The 19,796-nt window shown below is 65.8% G+C and carries 18 protein-coding genes; 8 read left to right on the top strand and 10 right to left on the bottom strand.

Going from position 1 to position 19,796, the window contains the following annotated elements:
* Positions 1-3 precede the first annotated feature (3 nt).
* Both hpf and ptsN read left to right on the top strand, forming a co-directional pair.
* A complete protein-coding gene (gene hpf / locus LJD17_RS02100; protein ID WP_227382348.1) occupies positions 4-579 on the top strand; it encodes a ribosome hibernation-promoting factor, HPF/YfiA family in 576 nt (191 codons plus the stop codon).
* Positions 580-659: 80 nt separating this feature from the next.
* Entirely contained in the window at positions 660-1,118 is a 459-nt protein-coding gene (gene ptsN / locus LJD17_RS02105; protein WP_227382349.1) for a PTS IIA-like nitrogen regulatory protein PtsN, read from the top strand.
* 75 nt (positions 1,119-1,193) lie between these two features.
* Here ptsN and LJD17_RS02110 read toward each other — a convergent pair whose 3' ends face one another.
* The 3 genes from LJD17_RS02110 to LJD17_RS02120 all read right to left on the bottom strand — a co-directional run bounded on the left by LJD17_RS02110 (position 1,194) and on the right by LJD17_RS02120 (position 4,376).
* A complete protein-coding gene (locus LJD17_RS02110) occupies positions 1,194-1,925 on the bottom strand; it encodes an SIMPL domain-containing protein (RefSeq protein ID WP_227382350.1) in 732 nt (243 codons plus the stop codon).
* 92 nt (positions 1,926-2,017) lie between these two features.
* Positions 2,018-3,106 (bottom strand): polyamine ABC transporter substrate-binding protein, encoded by a 1,089-nt coding sequence (locus LJD17_RS02115; protein ID WP_227382351.1) that lies wholly within the window; start codon positions 3,104-3,106, stop codon positions 2,018-2,020.
* 115 nt (positions 3,107-3,221) lie between these two features.
* On the bottom strand, positions 3,222-4,376 hold the full coding sequence (locus LJD17_RS02120) for an aminotransferase (RefSeq protein WP_227382352.1): 1,155 nt from the start codon (positions 4,374-4,376) through the stop codon (positions 3,222-3,224).
* A gap of 134 nt (positions 4,377-4,510) precedes the next feature.
* Between LJD17_RS02120 and LJD17_RS02125 the strand changes: the two genes are divergently transcribed.
* From LJD17_RS02125 to LJD17_RS02135, 3 genes are all read left to right on the top strand, one after another.
* Positions 4,511-5,569 carry a FecCD family ABC transporter permease gene (locus tag LJD17_RS02125; RefSeq protein ID WP_406600747.1) on the top strand — a complete coding sequence of 353 codons (1,059 nt, stop codon included), beginning with the start codon at positions 4,511-4,513 and terminating at the stop codon, positions 5,567-5,569.
* Positions 5,566-6,348, top strand: a complete 783-nt coding sequence (locus LJD17_RS02130; protein WP_227382353.1) for an ABC transporter ATP-binding protein — start codon at positions 5,566-5,568, stop codon at positions 6,346-6,348. Before LJD17_RS02125 ends, LJD17_RS02130 begins: the two co-directional genes overlap by 4 nt.
* A gap of 98 nt (positions 6,349-6,446) precedes the next feature.
* A complete protein-coding gene (locus tag LJD17_RS02135; protein ID WP_227382354.1) occupies positions 6,447-8,408 on the top strand; it encodes a nucleoside-diphosphate sugar epimerase/dehydratase in 1,962 nt (653 codons plus the stop codon).
* Here LJD17_RS02135 and LJD17_RS02140 read toward each other — a convergent pair.
* The 5 genes from LJD17_RS02140 to LJD17_RS02160 form a co-directional block, all read right to left on the bottom strand.
* Positions 8,347-9,282, bottom strand: coding sequence for an NAD-dependent epimerase/dehydratase family protein (locus tag LJD17_RS02140; protein ID WP_227382355.1), 936 nt, complete (start codon positions 9,280-9,282; stop codon positions 8,347-8,349). The two genes, LJD17_RS02135 and LJD17_RS02140, sit on opposite strands and share 62 nt — an antisense overlap.
* On the bottom strand, positions 9,279-10,364 hold the full coding sequence (locus LJD17_RS02145; protein ID WP_227382356.1) for an MraY family glycosyltransferase: 1,086 nt from the start codon (positions 10,362-10,364) through the stop codon (positions 9,279-9,281). The genes LJD17_RS02140 and LJD17_RS02145 overlap by 4 nt, the downstream gene beginning before the upstream one ends.
* Positions 10,354-11,361 (bottom strand): NAD-dependent epimerase/dehydratase family protein, encoded by a 1,008-nt coding sequence (locus LJD17_RS02150; protein ID WP_227382357.1) that lies wholly within the window; start codon positions 11,359-11,361, stop codon positions 10,354-10,356. Before LJD17_RS02150 ends, LJD17_RS02145 begins: the two co-directional genes overlap by 11 nt.
* 70 nt (positions 11,362-11,431) lie before the next feature.
* A complete protein-coding gene (locus tag LJD17_RS02155) occupies positions 11,432-12,337 on the bottom strand; it encodes an MBL fold metallo-hydrolase (protein WP_227382358.1) in 906 nt (301 codons plus the stop codon).
* Between the two features lie 84 nt (positions 12,338-12,421).
* A complete protein-coding gene (locus LJD17_RS02160) occupies positions 12,422-14,947 on the bottom strand; it encodes an ABC transporter ATP-binding protein (RefSeq protein ID WP_227382359.1) in 2,526 nt (841 codons plus the stop codon).
* Between the two features lie 175 nt (positions 14,948-15,122).
* Here LJD17_RS02160 and LJD17_RS02165 point away from each other — a divergent pair, with 175 nt between their 5' ends.
* Entirely contained in the window at positions 15,123-15,689 is a 567-nt protein-coding gene (locus tag LJD17_RS02165; RefSeq protein WP_227382360.1) for a tetratricopeptide repeat protein, read from the top strand.
* 68 nt (positions 15,690-15,757) lie between these two features.
* Positions 15,758-16,255: an MmcB family DNA repair protein gene (locus LJD17_RS02170; RefSeq protein ID WP_227382361.1), complete on the top strand. Its 498-nt coding sequence runs from the start codon at positions 15,758-15,760 to the stop codon at positions 16,253-16,255.
* Between the two features lie 20 nt (positions 16,256-16,275).
* Here LJD17_RS02170 and LJD17_RS02175 read toward each other — a convergent pair whose 3' ends face one another.
* Both LJD17_RS02175 and LJD17_RS02180 read right to left on the bottom strand, forming a co-directional pair.
* On the bottom strand, positions 16,276-16,833 hold the full coding sequence (locus tag LJD17_RS02175; RefSeq protein WP_227382362.1) for an ActR/PrrA/RegA family redox response regulator transcription factor: 558 nt from the start codon (positions 16,831-16,833) through the stop codon (positions 16,276-16,278).
* Positions 16,834-16,895: 62 nt separating this feature from the next.
* Complete coding sequence (locus tag LJD17_RS02180) at positions 16,896-18,275, bottom strand: ActS/PrrB/RegB family redox-sensitive histidine kinase (protein ID WP_227382363.1); 1,380 nt, start codon at positions 18,273-18,275, stop codon at positions 16,896-16,898.
* A 235-nt stretch (positions 18,276-18,510) separates the two neighbouring features.
* Between LJD17_RS02180 and LJD17_RS02185 the strand changes: the two genes are divergently transcribed.
* Positions 18,511-19,773, top strand: coding sequence for a polyhydroxyalkanoate depolymerase (locus LJD17_RS02185; protein WP_227382364.1), 1,263 nt, complete (start codon positions 18,511-18,513; stop codon positions 19,771-19,773).
* Positions 19,774-19,796 lie beyond the last annotated feature (23 nt).

Genomic DNA, 19,796 nt, shown 5'->3' on the forward strand with positions numbered 1-19,796 from the left:
GAAATGATGCTACGGGTATCCGGTAAGAATCTCGATATCGGAGAGGCTTTGAGATCCCAGGTTCAAGCCCGGATGGCGACGGCGCTGACCAAGTATTTCGACGGAGACTACAAGGGACATGTCACCGTCACCCGGGACGGCGGCGGCTTTCGGACAGATTGCGTGCTCCATCTGCCCACCGGCATGACCCTGGAAGCCTCCGGCGCTGCCGTCGACGCCTATGCGAGCTTCGATCAGACCGCCGAGCGAATCGAGAAGCGCCTGCGCCGCTACAAGCAGCGGCTCAAGGAGCACCCGGTGACCCGCAACGGGCGCGATACGGCCGTCGAGGCCCCTTACGCGGTGTTCGAGCCGCCGACCGACGAAACCGTCCAGGAAGAGGCATACCACCCCGTGGTCATTGCGGAGACCACGAAGCCGTTGCATCGTTTCTCCGTCAGCGATGCCGTCATGCAGCTCGACCTGACGGGAGTCCCAGCACTTGTCTTCATCCATGCTAGCACCGGCCGCGTGAACGTCGTATACCGCCGCAGCGACGGGGCGATCGGCTGGGTCGATCCGCCGCTAGGCCAATCTTAAGGTCGCCTTCCATTTTGGCCCGAGATTTGCTTGGAAGGGCGCGAGGCCGTGTCGGCTTCACAACGGATGTAGCTTGATCGATGCCTTTGCTGGATTTTCTTGATCCCCAGGCTGTTCTGCCTGCCCTGCGCGTCAGCGGCAAGAAGCAGGCCCTGCAGGAGATCTCCGCTCACGCGGCCAAGCTGGTCGGCCTGAGCGAGAACACCATCTATGAGGCCCTGCTGCAGCGGGAGCGCCTGGGCTCCACAGGCATCGGCGAGGGAATCGCCATTCCTCACGGCAAGTTGGCGGGCCTTGACCGGATCTTCGGCCTGATGGCCCGGCTCGACAAACCGATCGACTTCGAGGCTCTCGATGGCCAGCAGGTCGATGTGCTGTTCCTGCTGCTCGCTCCCGAGGGCGCCGGCGCAGACCATCTCAAGGCCCTCGCCCGGGTCGCCCGCGTCCTGCGCGAGCCCGGTCTGGTGGAGCGGATTCGCGCCACCCGCGACGCGAGCGCCCTTTATGCGATCATGACCGAGCTGCCGAAGGCGGCCTGAGGGATTTCGCGCAGGGACGGAGCCCCTTGTGCCTCCGCTCCGCTACGGGCCGCCCCCAGGATCGGCGATGCGGCCTTACGGTTTCGGCGCGATCTCCCACACCATCTGAATGGTGGACGTGTAGCGCAGGGTGTTGGGCGGCACGATCGGGATTTCCTCGGCCTGGACGTCCGCTTTCATCGCCCGCATGCGCAGGCCCCCCTGCGGGGCCTCGTAGGGCTGTGCCGAGCCGTCACGGATCTCAAGGATCCGGCCGAGCGTCACGCCGGCCGCCTGAGCATAGAGCTCGGCTTGCCGTTTGGCGTCCCGGACAGCCGCCCGGCGAGCCTCGTCGCCCCCCTCTTCCTGCTTGTCGAGGCCGAAGATCACCGACTGGAAGAGCATGTTGGGGCTGGCCAGGATCTCACCGGCAAGGCGGCCGACACCTTCCAGATCCCGGGTGGTGATCCGCAGGCGGTGGTTGGCGGTGAACTTCGGAGTCTTGATCTCCTTGCCGAGGTTGTCGACCCGGGCCGGCGTCTGGAACACCTGGAAATTCTCGGTCCGGATATCCTCTTTCTTGATCCCGAGGCTTTGGAGCCGGGACAGAACCTCGTCGGAGGAGACGCGATTCGCCTCGACCACCTTGCCGACCGTGTCGCCCTGCGTCTCCACGGCGACGACCAGCCGGGCGAAGTCAGGCTTCAATTGCGCCTCGCCGGTCCCCAGGACGCTGACGGTGGCGGTGGGCGGATGTGTCGAGTCCTCTGCAAGGGCAGGGGTCGCGGCGAGGAACGTGGCGACGATCGCCAGGGTGGCAAGGCGCATGATCAGGGCACTCCGTCATGAAAAATGCTCCGCCTTGAGGGCGGAGCACCAAAGCTGGCCGGCAGAATGGCGGCGCCATTCTGAGCGGCGGATTAACGCCCGGTCTTCACGCGGGTCCACAGACGGGTGACGGTCCGCTGGGAGCGCTCGTCATAGGCGGTGTTGGTGAACAGCCGCTTGAACGTCGCCTCGTCCGGATAAATGCCCGGATCGTTGAGAATCTCGGGCTTCACGAAGCTCTTCGCGGCGAGATTGCCGGACGCATAGGACACGAAATTGGTGTTCATGGCCGCGATTTCGGGTTTGAGCATGAAATTGATGAATTCATGCGCCTCGGCCACGTTCTTGGCATCCGCGGGCACCGCGAAGTTGTCGAACCACATGAGAGCGCCCTCGCGGGGAATCACATAGGCCACCTCGACGCCGTTCTTGGCTTCCTCGGCGCGCTTCCTCGCCTGGATCATGTCGCCGGAATAGCCCACCGCGACGCAGATATCGCCGTTGGCAAGAGCGTTGATGTATTCCGAGGAATGGAATTTCTGGATGTTCCCGCGGACGCGGAACAGGGCATCGCCCGCCTTCGTCAGATCCTCGTTGCGCTTGGAATCGGGGTTCAGGCCGAGATAGGCGAGCACGCCCGGAAACAGGTCCTCGGGGCTGTCCAGCATGTAGATGCCGCACGCCTTGAGCTTGGAGGCGATGTCCGGCTTCATCACCAGGTCCCAGGTGTTGAGCGGCATGTCGTTGCCGAGAATCTCACGCACCTTCTTCACGTTGATGCCGAGCCCCGTCGTGCCCCACATGTAGTTGACGGCGAATTGGTTGCCTGGGTCGAACACGGCGAGACGCTGGGTGATGTCCGGCCATTGATGGGACAGGTTCGGAAGCTTCGCCTTGTCGAGCTTCTGGAAGATCTTGGCGCCGATCAGCCGCTGCAGGAACGGGCCGGACGGGACGACGATGTCGTAACCGGACTTGCCCGCGAGCAGCTTGGTCTCGACGATCTCGTTGTTGTCGTAGGTGTCGTAGACGACCTTGATGCCGGTCGTCTTCGTGAACTCGTCCAAAGCCTTCGGGTCGATATAGTCGGACCAGTTGTAGACGTTGACGACGCGCTCCTGAGCGGCCGCCGCGGTCGCGAGGCCGAGGGCCATGACCAGCGAAACGAAAAGACGGATCATCGAGGGTGGGACTCCTTGTGGTTGAGCCGCGAAACAGGATCGCGGATCGGGGATCGCAGGCTATGAGGTTCCGGCGGCGGACACAACGCCGGAAAAAGGCAATGTTCTTCGTTCTTTAGGCGGCCTTGCGGGCTGCTTCGGCCAGGCGCTCCAGGCCGGCATCGAGGGTCGCATCCTTCTTGGCGAAACAGAACCGCACCACGTTCCTCACGGCGCCCTGCGCATAGAATGCCGAGACCGGAATCGCCGCAACCCCATGCTCCGTGACGAGACGGCGGCAGAAGGCGACGTCGTCCGTCTCGCCCAAGGGCGCGATGTCAATGTTGAGAAAATACGTCCCCTGGCTCGGAATGACGTCGAACCCGAGGGTGTTCAGGCCCGCTGCGAAACGGTCGCGGCTGCGGGCGAAGTCCCGGCGCATGGTTTCGAAATAGCCGTCCTCCTTGGCAAGTCCGTACGCCACCGCGACCTGGAGGTTGGGCGGCGTCGTGAACGTGAGGAATTGATGGGATTTGGCCAGGACCTTGAGGATGTGCGGCGCGGCGCACACGAAGCCGACCTTCCAGCCCGTGAGGCTGAAGATCTTGCCCGCCGAGCCGATCTTCACCGCCCGGTCCCGCATGCCGTCGAGGCCCAGCACCGGCTGATGCCGGCGACCGTCGAAGACCACGTGCTCCCAGACCTCGTCGGAAATCACGATCGCGTCGTGACGGCGGCAAAATTCGGCCAGGAGAGCCAGGTCCTCGGCCGAGAAGATCGTCGCCGTGGGGTTGAGGGGATTGTTGAACACCACCGCCTTGGTCTTGGGCGAAAACGCCTTCGCCAGCGCTTCCTCGGTCAGGCGGAAGTGGGGCGGCTGCAAGGTGACGAACCGGGGAATTCCGCCGGCGAGGCGCACGAGCGGCAGGTAGGCGTCGTACATGGGCTCGAACAGCACCACTTCGTCGCCCGGCTCGACGAGCCCCAGGATCGCGCCGGCCAGGGCTTCCGTTGCGCCGGAGGTGACCATGACCTCGGTGTTCGGGTCGAGATCGAGACCTTGCCAGTGCTTGTAATGGGCCGCGATGGCGCTGCGCAGCTCGGGAAGGCCCATCATCGACGGGTATTGGTTATAGCCGTTCAGGACGGCATCCGCTGCCTTGCTGCGCACGTCCTCCGGTCCCGGATCGTCCGGAAATCCCTGCCCCAGATTGATGGCGCCCGTCTCCCGCGCCAGGCTCGACATCACCTCGAACACGGTTGTGGGGAGATTGGCGAAGATCGGGTTCATACGGCGCTCTCATTCATGGTGACGCAAGGTGGTGTCCGTTCGTAGCATGGACTGGGACGGTGTCGAAGCGGGTTTAGGCTCATGATTCGTGGCGACCGCGCGAGGCGGGAATCGCGGGTGGGCGCAATGAACGGATGACACTGCCCTTCGCTGTTGCTATCGCCACGGGGCGTAACGAAACAGCCGCCATGCCCTCGTCCCGGACGTTGCTCGTCCTCACCCTCCTTGTCGTCGCCGCGATTCTCGGGATCGCCTCGCTGGCCATCGGCCCGGCGCCGATCTCGCCTGTCATGGCCATGAAGGCGCTCGTCTCGGACCAGGGCAGCGCCAGCATCGTGGTGCGCGACATCCGCCTGCCGCGAACCTTGCTGAGCCTCCTGATCGGCTGGATCTTCGGGCTCATCGGAGCGGGCCTGCAGGGCCTCCTGCGCAACCCCCTGGCCGACACCGCGGTCTTCGGCGCCCCCCAGGCGGCGGCCCTCGGGGCCGTGATCGTCCTGTATTTCGGCCTTGCGGGTGCGTTGTCCTGGGCGTTGCCGATCGCGGCGATCCTCGGAGCGCTCGTGTCGATCGGCCTCGTCGTGACCGTGGCCGGCCGGAGCGCCACGGTGGTGGTGCTGGTCCTGGCGGGGCTGGCGGTCGGCAGCCTGGCCGGCGCCGGCACCTCCCTCGCCATCAGCCTCTCGCCCAATCCTTTCGCCGTCACGGAAATCGTCTTCTGGCTCCTCGGCTCGTTCGAGGATCGCTCCATGGCCCATGTGGGGCTCGCCGCGCCGTTCGTGCTGATCGCAACCCTCGCGATCCTGGCGGCCGCCCCTGGATTGCGGGCCCTGGCCCTGGGCGAGGAGACCGCGAAAAGCCTCGGCATCGACGTTGCCCGGCTGCGCCTCCTCATCGTCGGCGGAGCGGCGATCGGCACCGGTGCCTCGGTGGCGGTCGCGGGCTCCATCGGGTTCGTCGGCCTCGTGGCGCCTCATCTGATTCGGCCTTTCGTGGGCTACGATCCTGCCCGGACGCTCGTCCCGGCAGGCCTTGCGGGCGCCGTCCTGCTTCTCGCGGCCGATTGCGCCGTGCGCCTCATCCCGTCGAACGTCGAGGTGAAAATCGGCGTCCTGACGGCGATCCTGGGCGTGCCGTTCTTTCTGTGGGTCATCGCTCGCCGGAAAGCCGAACTCTCGGAGACGCCCGCATGAGCGCCCTCGCCGCCCGCTCCCTGTCGGTTCGGCTCGGGCGCAACCAGGCCCTCTCCGGCATCGACCTGACGCTCCCGCCCGGCCGGCTGACGGTTGTCGTCGGACCGAACGGGGCCGGGAAATCGACGCTCTTGCGGACTCTCGCCGGGCTCATGGCGCCTTCGGAAGGCAGCGCCACCCTCGGCGGCGTGTCGATCTGGACGATGCGCGCCGCCGAACGGGCGCGAACCATCGCCTATCTGCCGCAGGGCGGGCAGGTGGCTTGGCCCTTGTCGGTGGCAAGCGTCGTGGCCCTTGGGCGCCTTCCCCATGGCGAGGCCCCGGACGCCCTTCCGCCCGACGGCCGCGAGGCGGTGGCGGCGGCCATCGCGGCGGTCGGTCTCCAGGGATATGAGGACCGGCCCGCAACGGAATTGTCGGGGGGCGAGCGTGCCAGGGCGCTCCTCGCACGGGCCTTGGCCACCAGGGCGCCCGTGCTGCTGGTGGACGAGCCGATCGCCGCCCTCGACCCCCGGCACGAACTCGTGGTGCTGGAGGTACTCAAGGCCCATGCCCGGGCGGGCGCCCTGGTGGTCGCCATCATGCACAACCTGACCCTCGCGGCCCGCTTCGCCGACGAGATCGTGCTCCTCGACCGCGGCCGTCTGCAGGCGCACGACACGCCATCGGCCGTGCTGACGGAAGAGCGCCTGGCCCGAAGTTTCGGGATCGCGGCCCATATCGCCCATGAGACCGGTGGGTTCGTGGTCGTGGCCGACCGGCCTCTGCCGCAGACCTGAGGGTTCTTCCGCCGGAGCCGAACGGTCGGAGAAACAGCCTTACATTGACAAAGCCCCGGCCCCGGCGGATACCGCCTTGCTCCACGTGACAAGAGCCCATGACCAGGCAGGATTTCAAGAAAGTACTTATTGTCGTGCATGATCTCGTGATGACGGCGATCGCCGTTCTCGCGACGTTTTTCGTGCGCTTCGACGGCATTCTTCTCGACGAGCGCTTGCGCCTGCTGCCTGTCTTCCTGCCACCCTTCGTGGCCTTCGCGGGTGTCGTATACTGGTTCTTCCAGCTCTACCGGTCCAAGTGGCGCTTCGCGTCCCTGCCCGATCTGTTCAACATCTTCCGGGCCACGACCGTCCTGGCCCTGACGCTCCTCGTCATCGATTACGTGCTGGTGTCGCCGCAGCTGCTCGGCGCCTTCTTCTTCGGCAAGATCACCATCGCCCTCTACTGGCTGATCCAGATGTTCCTGCTGGGCGGTCCGCGCCTCGCCTTCCGGTATGTGAAGTACGCGCGCTCCCGCAACACCATCGAGCGCGACGCCAACACGCCGACCCTGCTGCTCGGCCGCGGCAGCGACACGGAAGTGGTGCTGCGGGCGATCGAGTCCGGCGCGGTCAAGCGGCTGCAGCCGAAAGGCGTCCTGTCCTATCGGTCGGATGAGCTCGGCCAGTCGATCCGCGGCGTTCCGGTTCTCGGCACCTTTGCCGATCTGGATCAGGTGATTCAGGACTTCCAGGAGCGCGGCGTTCCGATCCGCCGCCTCGTCGCCACCCCGAGCGCCTTGGCGCCGGAAGCCCATCCGGACATGCTTCTCGCCCGCGCCCGCCGCCTCGGTCTGCCCCTGGTGCGCGTCACCAGCCTGGGCGAGGGCATGCGCGATGCGGAACTGGCGCCCCTCGAGATCGAGGATCTGCTCCTGCGTCCCACGGTTCAGATCGACCGGGGACGCCTGGAGAATTTCATTCGCGGCAAGCGCGTGCTGGTGACGGGAGGCGGCGGCTCCATCGGATCCGAGATCTGCACCCGCGTCGTCGCTTTTGGGGCCAGCCACCTGCTCATCGTCGAGAGTTCCGAGCCGTCCCTGCACAACATCCTGGAAAACCCCACGCTCCTGTCCAGCGACACGGACGTGGACGGTGTCCTGGCGGATGTGCGCGACCGCGAGCGTATTCGCGAGATCATGGCCGGCTTCCGCCCGGATGTGGTTTTCCACGCCGCCGCCCTCAAGCATGTTCCGTATCTCGAGCGGAACTGGACCGAGGGGATCAAGACAAACGTGTTCGGCTCCGTGAACGTCGCGGATGCGGCGGTGGAGGTCGAGGCCAGCGCCATCGTGATCATTTCCACCGACAAGGCCATCGATCCCGTGTCGATGCTCGGCGCCACCAAGCGCATCGCCGAAATGTACGGGCAGGCCCTGGACGCCGAATTCATGGACCGGAACCGGGCGACCCGCCTCATCGCCGTGCGTTTCGGAAACGTGCTCGGCTCCGTCGGGTCCGTGGTGCCGAAGTTCAAGGCTCAGATTGCCCGCGGCGGTCCGGTGACCGTGACCCACCCAGACATGGTGCGATACTTTATGACCACCCGCGAGGCCGCGGACCTGGTGCTCACCTCCGCGTCCCATGCGGATGCGGAAGGACGGCGGCTGACGGAAGGCGCCAGGAGCGACGATCGCACGTCGATCTACGTGCTGAAGATGGGTCAGCCGGTTCGGATATACGAGCTGGCGGAACGGATGATCCGCCTCGCGGGCTACGAGCCCGGCGAGGAGATCGAAATCTCGGTGACCGGCACCCGGCCGGGCGAGCGCCTGCACGAGATCCTCTTCGCCCGGGAGGAGCCCCGCGCCGAGATCGGCGTTGACGGCGTCATGGCGGCGCGGCCGATCTTCGCCGACCGCGAACGGGTCCAGGTCTGGCTCGAACGACTGGCAAAGGCCGTGAAGGCCGGAGACCGGGCGGCCGCCGAGGAGGTGTTTGAAGAGGCGATTCCGGAATTCACCCGGCGGACGAAGACGCCTGAGCTGCCAGCCGCGCCAGCCCGTCTCGCGTCGCAATAACCGGTTCCCAGCCGATCTGTCTCAAGGCGGCCGGACTGGCCACGAGGGAGCCGGCCAGCCGTTCATAGGCCTCGTGACGTCCGGCCAGTGACGCGGCGGCTTTCAGGAGCATGGCCGGAACCGGAATGAGACCCGGCCCGCGATTGAGCCCGGCCCGCAAGGCCGTGACGATGTCCGGGACGGATACGGGCTCCGGGTCCGCCACGATGAACGGCCGCCGCAACGTGCCCTCGACCTTGAGAATCGCGTCCACCGCCGCCGTCAGGTTGTCGAGGGACAGAAGAGAGCGCCGGGCCCGCAAGCCGCCGAGCGGCAAGGGCCAGGGCGACTGGGCCAGGGACAGGAGCGCCGCCATGTTGCCCTTCACGCCCGGACCATAGACCAGGACCGGCCGCAGGGCCGCCCAATCGATTCCGAGATCCGCAAGGCCCCGTTCGGCCTCGAGCTTCGAGCGCCCGTAGGGGTCTGTCGGCTCCGGCGGGAGATCCTCCGTCAGCACGCCCGCCGCCACGGGTCCGCTTTGGGCCCGGATGGAGGACAGGAAAACGAAGCGCTTCACGCCGGCCCGCTCGGCGGCCTGGGCCAGCCTGATCGTTCCTTGCGTGTTGATGGCGCGATAATCGTCCTCCGGCAGGCCCGACATGGCATGGGCGAGGCCTGCGGAGTGGATTACGGCGTCCACATCGCGCAGAGCCGCCGCCATGTTGAAGGGCTGCGCAATGTCGCCGATCACGGCGCTCGCGGCGCCGGCCGGGACGTCGGCGGGACGGCGGAGAAGGACGCGGACCCGATAGCCGCGCTTCGGCAGCTCCGTGAGCAGATGGCGGCCGATAAAGCCGGTCGCGCCGGTCAGGGCGATCAGCGGGGTATTCATCGGGCAAACTCCGGACGCGGACGGGAAAAGTGCCTGAGCATCAGGCCGACCAGGATCAGCCCTGCGGCCAGGGCCGGAAGCTGAACCGCCGGTGCGGGCCAGACAAGGGTTATGGCGGCCAGTCCCGCGAGGACAAGGTTCAGACAGAACACATGCGCGCTCACGGCCAGGGCCGAGAACCCGTTGTCGGTGGCCTTCTGGTAGAAATGGCTGCGATGGGCCTCCCACACCTTCTCTCCGCGGGCAAGCCGCCGCAGGAGCGTGATGGTGGCGTCCATCAGGTAGTAGAGCGGCAGCAGGAGGCCGGCCGCGAACGCGCCGTTCCGCGCGAGCATCAGGAGCAGCCATCCCACCATGAGGCCGATGGGCAGCGAGCCGACATCGCCCAGGAAGAGCCGGGCCACGGGCTTGTTGAAGACGGCAAAGCCGAGCAGCGCTCCGCAAAGGGCGCTCGCGAGCAGCGGGCCGGAACCCAGGGTGAAAATCGCGAACGGCCCGTCGACATGGAGACCCAGGAAGGTCAGGAACGCCGTGATCGGGACCATCTCGGCGACGGTGATCCAGTCGAGCCCGTCCATGAAGTTGACGAGGTTCACGAACCAGACACCGCCGACGATCAGGATCGTGGTTTCAAGCCAGAACGGCACGATGTCCGGCAAAAGCCGGACCTTCGCGGCCATAACAACCAGGAAGACCGCGAGGAACTGCAGGATCAGCCTCGGAACCGCCGGAAGGGGACGAATATCGTCGCAGGCTCCGACCAGGGCCAGCAGGGTCGCGGCTCCCAGCACCACGACCACCGGGTCCCGGCTCAGATGGAATGACAGCAGCCCGCGCAGACCCATGTCGGCGCAGGCGCATTCGGGAGCCCAGGGGGAGAATACGGCGCCGGCGATCACCACGATCAGCACCGCAGCCATGATGGCGATGCCCCCGCCCTGCGGGGTCGGCGTCTTGTGGCTGGAGCGCGCGTTGGGGCGCGCCAGGGCATAGCGAACGAGCAGCGGCCTCAGCACAAGGATCAGGATCACCGTCAGCAGGGCCGCCGCCGGAATGCCCAGGAGGGAGTGATCAGCCAGCATGATAGTCCCTGTACCAGGCCACGAACCGGCGAACGCCCTCCTCCAGGGAGGTCGCGGGCGCAAAGCCCACGTCGCGGCGCAGATCAGAGACATCGGCACGGGTTTCCAGCACGTCTCCCGGGGGCAGGGGCTTGTCGACCCGGATCGCTTTCCGGCCGAGAGCATCCTCGATCAGCGCAATCAGCCGATTCACCTCTTCCGGATGGTCGTTGCCGATGTTGTAGACCCGGTGCGGCGCGCTGCTGGTGGCCGGATCGGGGTCGATCGCGTTCCAGGAAGGATCGCCGCTCGCCCGGCGGTCGACGAGGCGCACGATGCCTTCCACGATATCGTCCACGTAGGTGAAGTCGCGCCAGACCTTTCCGGCATTCGCCACCTGGATTTCCCGGCCCTCCGCGATGGCGCGGGTGAAGGTGTAGACCGCCATGTCAGGACGCCCCCAGGGGCCGTAGACCGTGAAGAAGCGCAGGCCCGTGGCCGGCAGGCCGAAGAGGTGGGCATAGGAATGCGCCAGCATCTCGTTGGCCCGTTTCGTGGCGGCATAGACGCTGATCGGGTGGTCCGCCATGTCGTGCTCGGAAAAGGGCAGCTTGCGATTGGCGCCGTAGACCGAACTCGACGAGGCATAGACCAGGTGCTGGACGCCCGCGTGCCGGCAAGCCTCCAGCATGTTCACGAAGGCGACAAGGTTCGATCTCGCATAGGGCGTCACGTCGACGAAGCGGACGCCGGGCTGGGCCGCCAGATGGATGACCCGTTCAAAGCGGTGGCGTCGGAAAAGGTCCTGCGTGGCGCCCTGATCGGCAAGGTCGACCCGTTCCGGCACGAAGGCGTTGTGCGGCGTGAGCTTGGCGAAACGCGCTTCCTTCAGGCTCACGTCGTAATAGGGCGTGAAACTATCCACGCCGACGACCTGGTGGCCGTCCCTCAGAAGCCTTTCGGCCACGTGAAAGCCGATGAAGCCGGCAGCGCCGGTCACGAGAATGGGTGCTGACATCGAGGATTAAGGCCCGCTGTGTGGTCGATCCGCGTTGCTGGAGAGAAAGGGGGGCCCGTTCTCTCCTGCTCTAAACGGCCGGCACCTTAGCGGCGTTTGCTTCTTTCGCAACCGTCTCGCCGGTCGCGGGGGCGAAAGAAACGGTCTGGCGCTCGCGCGCCACGAAGGAGGACGGCATCACCTTCTGCATGTCGGCCTCGGCCGCCTTCAGGAAGGCGTCGTCATGCCCGGGATAGAGGTGGAAGATCGCCAGGGTCTTCACGTGGGCGGCCTGCGCCAGCTCCACCCCCTTCTGCCAGGTGGAATGGCCCCAGCCCCTGCAATGGGGATATTCCACGTCGGAGAACATCCCGTCGTAGATCAGCAGGTCGGTGTCCCGGATGAACGCGGCAAGGTCCGGGTCGGGCCACGGGTCGCTGTGCTCGAGATCGCTGATGTAGCAGACGCTGCGTCCGGCATGTTCGAACCGATATCCGGTGGCGCCGCCGGGGTGATTGAGCCGATGGGTGGCGACGGTGGTGCCGTCCGCAAAGGCGAGGGTTTCGCCGGCCTTGAAGCCGTGGTGCTCGAAATTCGCCGGAAGCTGGTCGAGGCGGACCGGGAACAGCGGGGGCGCATAAAGGCGCTCCAGGGCCGCCTGCGCGCTTTCTCCGTCGAGATTGCCGCAATAGGTCCTGATTGTCCGATCGCTGCTCAAAAGGACCGGTTTGAAGAAGGGCATCCCGCAGATATGGTCGAGATGCAGATGGCTGAAGAGAAGGTCGATCTCGTTCGGAGCGTTGGCGCCGAGTTCGGCCCCGAGGGCCGCGATGCCGCTTCCCGCATCGACCACGAAAAGGCGATCGCCGCACCGGATCTCCACGCAGGCGGTGTGAGAGCCGAACTCCACGAAATTGGGACCTGACGCGCAGGTCGAGCCCCGAGTCCCCCAGAAACGAATCCGGAGCGGTTCGGAGGATGCGGCACGCCTGACCATGTCAAGACAATCGCTGATCTGGAACACGGCGCATGTGCGCTAACGCACATGATCGAGCAGATCGGGGGGTGGTCGCCAACTTGCTCATGCGGTCAAAGCCTCCGGCTGCTGCGTACGCGTATCTTCCACGGGTTCGCCCCTTTCGAAACGGATAACCGAATCGAAGGGCGGATGATCCATCGCGGGGGTAATTTCCGGCGTGACCAGAATGAGGCCCCGGCCGATCATGGCCCGGCGCAGGTCCGCCACGAGCCGGTCGGCCGCAGGGCCGGGCAGGCCGTCGAGGGCGCGCTGGACGACGAGGATATCCGGCCGGCGGACCAGGCATCTTACCACGTCGATGGCGGCGATCTCGCTCAAGGTCAGGTCGGACCCCTGCACGTCGATGGGCATGGTGAGGCCGATGCGGGAGATGTCGCCGTCCAGCCCCCGGTCCGTCAGGACCCGGCGGATGACTCTCTGCACCGATTCCGCGGCGCCGGCCTGATCGGCGGCGATCCTGCCGAAGAGAAGGTTGTCCTGGACGCTGGCCGCGGTGCACAGGCGGCTCTCGTCGTAGAATTCGATGGCGGGCTGAAGGCTGACCGGCAGCATGCGGGTGAAATCCGCCCGCGCGGCGACGATCCGCGCTTCCATGCCGGAATCGAGCAATCCGAGGCGATGGCGGCTCTCGTTGTACAAAAGCGCAAGGCCGATCAGCCTTTCCTGGTCGCGTCCGGTTTGAATCCCGCGTCGGTTTTCCTTCCGCCGCTCCACCAGGTCCTCGAAATAGGTGCGGTCCGAGGCCGAGAAGAACGAGAACCGCTCGAACAGGGGGTGCCCGTCCGGAATATCGGCGAAGATCTCGATCATGCTCGTCGCGATGGACAAACCGATGCGCGCGAGCGGCTTCGTCAGGTCCTCGGCCTCCAGGATGGCCCGCACGAAGGGATGACCCGCGAGACGGTCCTCCCGGAACGTGTCGCCGATCGCCTTGCCGAACAGGAGGTTCTCGCCGATGGTCGCATACCGGTTGTAGCGCTCGGCGTTGAACGGATCGACGAACCGGTCGAGCCCTTCCTGGGCCAGGGCTTTTCGCACGTCCCGCCTGGTTTCGACGAGTGCCGCCGCGGTCTGCGGCTCGTGCTTCGGATCGACGGTTCCCGAAAGCCCCCTGGCGTGGATCAGGCGATCGAGGCCGGCGGTCACGATGGCGTCGGAAAGGCGTCTGTCGAGTTCGGCCGCGGGCGCGGTCGCCCCATAGATCAGGTTGTCCCGCATGGATCCGGGGATCAGCACCGTATCTCCCGCCAGGGCGATCCGGTGGGCACGGGATACGGGATCCGCGGTGTTCAGATCGACGCCCCCATAGGTCAGCTGTCCGGTGGACGGCGCCAGCTGGCCGCCGATCAGGGCCGCGAGAACCCGGGGTCCCGCATCTCCATCGCCGACCAGGGCCACATGGGACGGGAAGGTGAGGTGGAGGTCGACGCCCGTGACCCGAGCGCCGCTGGCCGGATCGTAGGCCGAAATCCCCTGTGCCACGAGAGCCCCGTTCTGCGGCAGCGGCGTGGCGGCGGGCAGCCGGTCCCGCGGTTGCAGGGACGACAGGCTCTGCACCAGTTCGGACAGCAGCAGGCGGGTCCGGTCCACGATCTGCTGCCATTGCACAAGCTCACGGATCCCGAAGGCCGCCAGCGAGGCCGCCAGGGCCGAGGCCGCCAGGGCGCCTGCGGTCAGCGGTTGCGCCGGCAACAGCCATGTGCCGACCGAGAGAACCGCGAGAGGCGCCAGGAGAAGCGCGGCGGCCGCGAAGGAATCGGCGAGGGCGAGACGGCGCTCCCGGGAAACCACGGGGCGGTGGCGCTGCTTGAGAACCTTGCCGATCCGTTCCCGCTCGAAGGTGGCCGTGCCGTGGGCCCGCAGGGCGGGCAGGCGGTGAACGAGGTCGGACCAGGCGGTTTCGATCCTCTCCCCTTCGCGGCGCCGGACATTGGCGGTCTCGGCCCTTTGAACCATCCGGCGGGCGTTGAGAACGCCGCCGAGGCCGAGCATCACGGCCAGGGTGAGGCCCAGCCGCCAGTCCACCACGAGCACGTACGCGAAGCACAGGCCGATCATGCCGCCCTGGCGGACGGAGGAGATGAGGGCCGAGCCGAGGATTCCGCTTTCCCGCGACAGGGTTTCGCTCGCCAGCTGGGTCGCTGCCGCGATGTCGGCGCCGGCGGCCGGGGATGCCTTGAGGACGATGTCCAGCATCCGCGACAGGATCCGCTCCAGGGTCTGCGACCGGATGCCCACCGTGATCCAGTTGAGAAGCGTCAGGCTGATGGCGATCAAGACCGGAACCAGAACCGCGGCCCCGATGGCGGCCCGGATATGGGCGTCCGGGCTCAAGGCGAAGCCTGAAAAGACCACGACGGATTCCCGTCCGACCATGGCCGGGAGGTTGAAGACGATCGGCAGAAACGGGGCGGACGGATTTGTCGCACCGACCGCCAGGTCGACGACGGTACGGATCAGATGAAAGCCCAAGACGAGCAGAATCCCGGTGATCGCCAGCACCAGGAAACCCAGCAGGTGGCGGGCGGGATTGGTCTTCCAGGCAAGGCGCAGCGGATCGCGCTCCATGACAGCTCCAGGACGTCGTCGTCTGGTGCGACGTTAGCCAAGCCGTGCGGCGAGGACCAGAGGGGTCGGGCCAGGATCTGGATAAAGTTCGTCGCAAACCCCTCGCCGCTTTCGGCGACCTCCCTATGTGTCACACCACGCCGGATTTCGCGGCCGGAGATCGTCGACAGCCGCCATGACATTGCCCACAACCTCTTCCATGTCCCTCGATCACGTCTTCGGACTTGTTCTCGAGCTGCCGTCCCGCAGGCCCGCGCCCGGGGTCCCGGCCCGGCTCGAGCGTCTGTTTTGCGAATTGTCCCAATCCGAAGGCGTTCGGCCGCCGGAAGATGTCGAGGACATGATCTGGGCGATCTGGGCCTCTCATGAGGACGAAGCCGCCGAAGAGGCCATGGGAGCGGCGATCGAGGCCTTGGCCTCCGGCGCCTTGAAAAAAGCCCGTCCGCTGCTCGACGACCTCATCGCGCGCCATCCCGACTGGCCCGAAGCCTGGAACAAGCGCGCGACCTTGAGCTTCATCGAGAAGCGGGACACGGACAGTCTCAACGATATCGCCCAGACCCTGGAGCTCGAACCTCGCCATTTCGGCGCGATCTCCGGGTTCGGCCAGATCTGCCTCCGCCATGGCCGCCTCAACGAGGCGCGCGCGGCTTTCCAGATCGCCCTGTCCATCAACCCGCATCTCACCGATCTGCGGGAGATCCTGGACGACCTCGCGCCGCAGAACCTGATGCTGCACTGAAGGTCCGGGTTTCGGCGCCGCGACAACGGCACCGTTGCGGACGGCGCGCGGGCCGCTAGGCTTGAAGCATGTCCGATTCGCTCGCCCGCTCCTCATCCCAACCCGTTCTGCCGCCGGACGGCCGCCAATCCCTGGTGGCGGCCGGCGTCCAGCGAGGCGTCCGCCGTCTTTTCGCGCAGCTCGGCCATGTGACGATTCCTGAGTTCTCTCTGGCGAACGGACGACGGGCCGACATCATGGCCCTGGCGCCCGACGGCGCGCTCACCATCATCGAGATCAAGTCGAGCGTGGCCGATTTTCGGGCCGACCGGAAATGGCCGGATTACGAGGATTTCTGCGACCGGTTTTACTTCGCGGTGCCGGAAACGGTGCCGTTCGACATTCTGCCGGAGGACCGGGGCCTCATCGTCGCCGACAGCTTCGGCGCCGCCATCCTGCGGGACGCCCGGCGCCATGCCCTCGCGGGCGCCCGCCGAAAAGCCGTCACACTCCGCTTCGCGCAAGCCGCCGCCCTCGCCCTCCATACCCTGGCGGATCCGGACGTGATCTACGACGGACGGCTTTGAGGCCGCGGAACGGTGCTGGTTCAGCGGGGCGCGCGCTTGGCGAGGATCCGCTGCAATGTCCGGCGGTGCATGTTGAGGCGGCGGGCGGTTTCCGAGACGTTTCGGCCGCACAATTCGTAGACCCGCTGGATATGCTCCCAGCGGACCCGGTCCGCCGACATGGGGTTTTCCGGCGGCATCGCCCGTTCGCCCGGGCTCGCCATGAGGGCGGCATGAATTTCGTCCGCGTCGGCGGGTTTCGCCAGATAGTCGAAAGCACCCATCTTCACGGCCGTCACGGCGGTCGCGATGTTGCCGTAGCCGGTGAGGATCACCCCCCGGGCATCGGGGCGGCGGGTCTTCAGCCGTTCGATTACGTCGAGGCCGTTGCCGTCGCCGAGGCGCATGTCGATCACCGCGAAGGCGGGGGCGTCGTTCTCGATGGCCGCCAGGCCTTCAGCCACGCTTTCGGCCACACGCACCTGATAGCCGCGGCTTTCCATAGCGCGGGCGAGACGAGTCGAGAAAGGACGGTCGTCGTCCACGATCAAGAGGCTCTTGTCGGCTCGATCTTCAAACGCCATGGGCGCGTCGGCCATCAGAACATCTCCTTGCATCCGAGAAGGCTCCTTGGGAAAAACGAGCCCGCTGCGGCTCGCCTTCATATATGGGAATTGTTCCCCTGTTTCGTGAGGTTCTCTCCCTTCCCCGGCTGCGGCAATATTGCCGCACCCTGATCAAACGCATGACGGGGCCAAACGATCCGCGCGATGGCGCCGTGCCCAGGGGAAACGGCGTTCGTGAGGGTCAGCTGCGCTCCCGAGCGCTCGATCAGGGTCTTGGCGATGAACAGGCCGAGCCCGAGGCCCGACCCGCCCTCCTCGTCGCCGTTTTCCACCCGCTTGACGGCGCTTCGCGTGGTCACATAGGGCTCGCCGACCCGAAGGAGAATATCCGGCGCATAGCCGGGGCCGTCGTCTCGGATCTCGATCGAAACGTCCTGGGTCGTCCAGCTCGCTTCCACCGTCACGGCGCTTTCCGCGAAATCCGCCGCGTTGTCGAGGATGTTCGACAGGCCGTAAACCACACCCGGATTGCGGCGCACCACGGGCTCCGGCCCTTCGCCATGGCAATGGACGTCGATCCTGAGATCGAGCGCCCGCTGCGGCTCGACGAGCTCCTGCACCAGGTGCTTCAGGGAAATGGTCTCGAGAAAATCGCCTTCCTCCTGCCCCATGGAGGTGAGTTTGGTCAGAATGGTCCGGCAGCGCTCCACCTGGTCGCGCAGAAGCTTCAGATCCTCGGCGATGGGGCTTTCGGGCGGAGTGGCGTGGTCGAGTTCCTTGGCCACGAGGGCGATGGTGGCGAGCGGCGTGCCCAGCTCGTGAGCGGCGGCGGCCGCGAGACCGTCGAGCTGGGACAGGTGCTGTTCGCGGGCAAGAACCAGCTCCGTCGCCGCCAGCGCCTGGCCGAGCTGGCGCGCTTCCTCGGCGACCCGCCAGGCATAGATGCCGATGAATACTGTTCCCAGCAGGATCGCCGTCCAGATGCCGGTGACATAAAGGAAAGGCAGGGCGAAGGGCTGCCCCGGAAACCACGGCAACGGCCTGTGGGCAAGGGTCAGCAATGTGGCGAGCCCGACGGCCAGAAGGCCGAGGCACAACGTCCGCTCCGGCGTGAGGGCCGTGGCCGAGATCAGCACCGGCGCCAGGAACAGGATCGCAAAGGGATTCTCCAGCCCGCCCGTCAGATAGAGCAGGGCGGCCAGCTGCAGGGTGTCGAACGCCAGCAGGATCGTCGCGGCGTTGTCCCCGAGCCGGTGGCTCGCCGGATACTCGATGCGGAGGATCAGGTTGACGATGACCGAGGCGGCGATCACCCCGAAGCAGAGGCCGAACGGCAGGTTGAAACCGAGGCCGAATCGGACCACCGCAACCGCCGTCGCCTGTCCGGCGATCGCAAGCCAGCGCAGGCGCACCAAGGTGTCGAGACGCAACTGCCGGGCGCTCAGGTTCACAGAAAGAGGTTTGATATCCATCATCAACCAACAGGATAGGGCCGCCGCGGCATTCGCCAAGAAATGGCCTTTGCGTAAACTTTCCTGTTTTTCCGTGACTTAGGATCACGGTATCGGGTTAAATTCCCAAGAAGTTCCATAAGACTTATGGAGCCTTGCTTTTAGCCACAGGAACTTTCATCTTAATGCCATGGTTGAGGATAAGTCCGGCTCAGGTTTTCGAGGAGAACAGGACACCCGGCCATGTGGGGATTTTTAGATGAATTTTTCCTATTATTGGTACGAGACCGCCCATTGGCTGCTCGGTCCTGCTCGTGCTGCGTCTGACGTTACGAAGTGTATCTTTGAGAACCCGGACAATCCTTTGACGAACACGGCCTATGGCCGCACCGTCACCGCCGCGTGCGAAATGTTCGAGCGCACCACGCGGCGCTACGAGAAACCCTCCTTCGGCCTCCACACCACCCGGATCGACGGCAAGGACGTGGCCATCACCGAGCGGATCGTGTGGGAGAGGCCTTTCTGCGACGTCATTTCGTTCGAGCGGAATTTCGCCGGCTCCAAGGCCCAGCCGCGCCTGTTGATCGTCGCTCCCATGTCGGGGCATTACGCAACGCTGCTGCGCGGCACGGTGGAAACCTTCCTGCCGACCCATCAGGTCATGATCACCGACTGGGTCGACGCCCGCATGGTGCCTCTGGCCGAGGGCAGCTTCGATCTCGACGACTATATCGACTACGTGATCGCCATGTTCCGGTCCTTCGGGCCCGACCTGCACGTGATGGCGGTTTGCCAGCCGGCGGTGCCGGTGATGGCCGCCATCGCCCGCATGGAGGCCGAGAAGGATCCTTGCACGCCGCGCTCCATGATTCTCATGGGTGGCCCCATCGATACCCGCCGCTCGCCGACTGCCGTCAACCAGCTGGCGGAAGAGCGGGGCATCGAGTGGTTCAAGCGGCATTGCATTACCACGGTGCCGCCGTCCCATCCGGGCTTCTGGCGCAGCGTTTATCCGGGTTTCCTGCAGCTCTCCGGCTTCATGGCGATGAATTTCGACCGTCACATGAGCGCCCATTGGGACATGTTCGACCATCTGGTGGAAGGTGACGGGGATTCGGCCGAGAAGCACCGGGAATTCTACGACGAGTACCTTGCGGTCATGGATCTGACGGCGGAGTTCTACCTCCAGACCGTCGACAAGGTCTTCGTCCGGCACGAGCTGCCGAAGGGCGAAATGCTGCACCGGGGCAAGCCGGTGGACCTCATGTCGATCCGCCGCTGCGCCATCATGGCGATCGAGGGCGAGCGGGACGATATTTCCGGCATCGGCCAGACCAAGGCGGCCCTCGAACTCACGCCCAATCTGCCGGCGGACAAGAAGCTCTACCACCTGCAGAAGGGGGTCGGCCATTATGGCGTCTTCAACGGCTCTCGGTTCCGGGCTGAAATCGCTCCTCGAATCGTTGAATTCATTCAGAATCACGCTGGAGGAACAGCGCGACCGGAGCCGTCAACCCCCTAATTCCGTTCTGGATCGGTTCTCGG

Source organism: Microvirga rosea (assembly GCF_020595095.1).
In the GTDB taxonomy this organism is placed as follows: Bacteria; Pseudomonadota; Alphaproteobacteria; order Rhizobiales; family Beijerinckiaceae; genus Microvirga; species Microvirga rosea.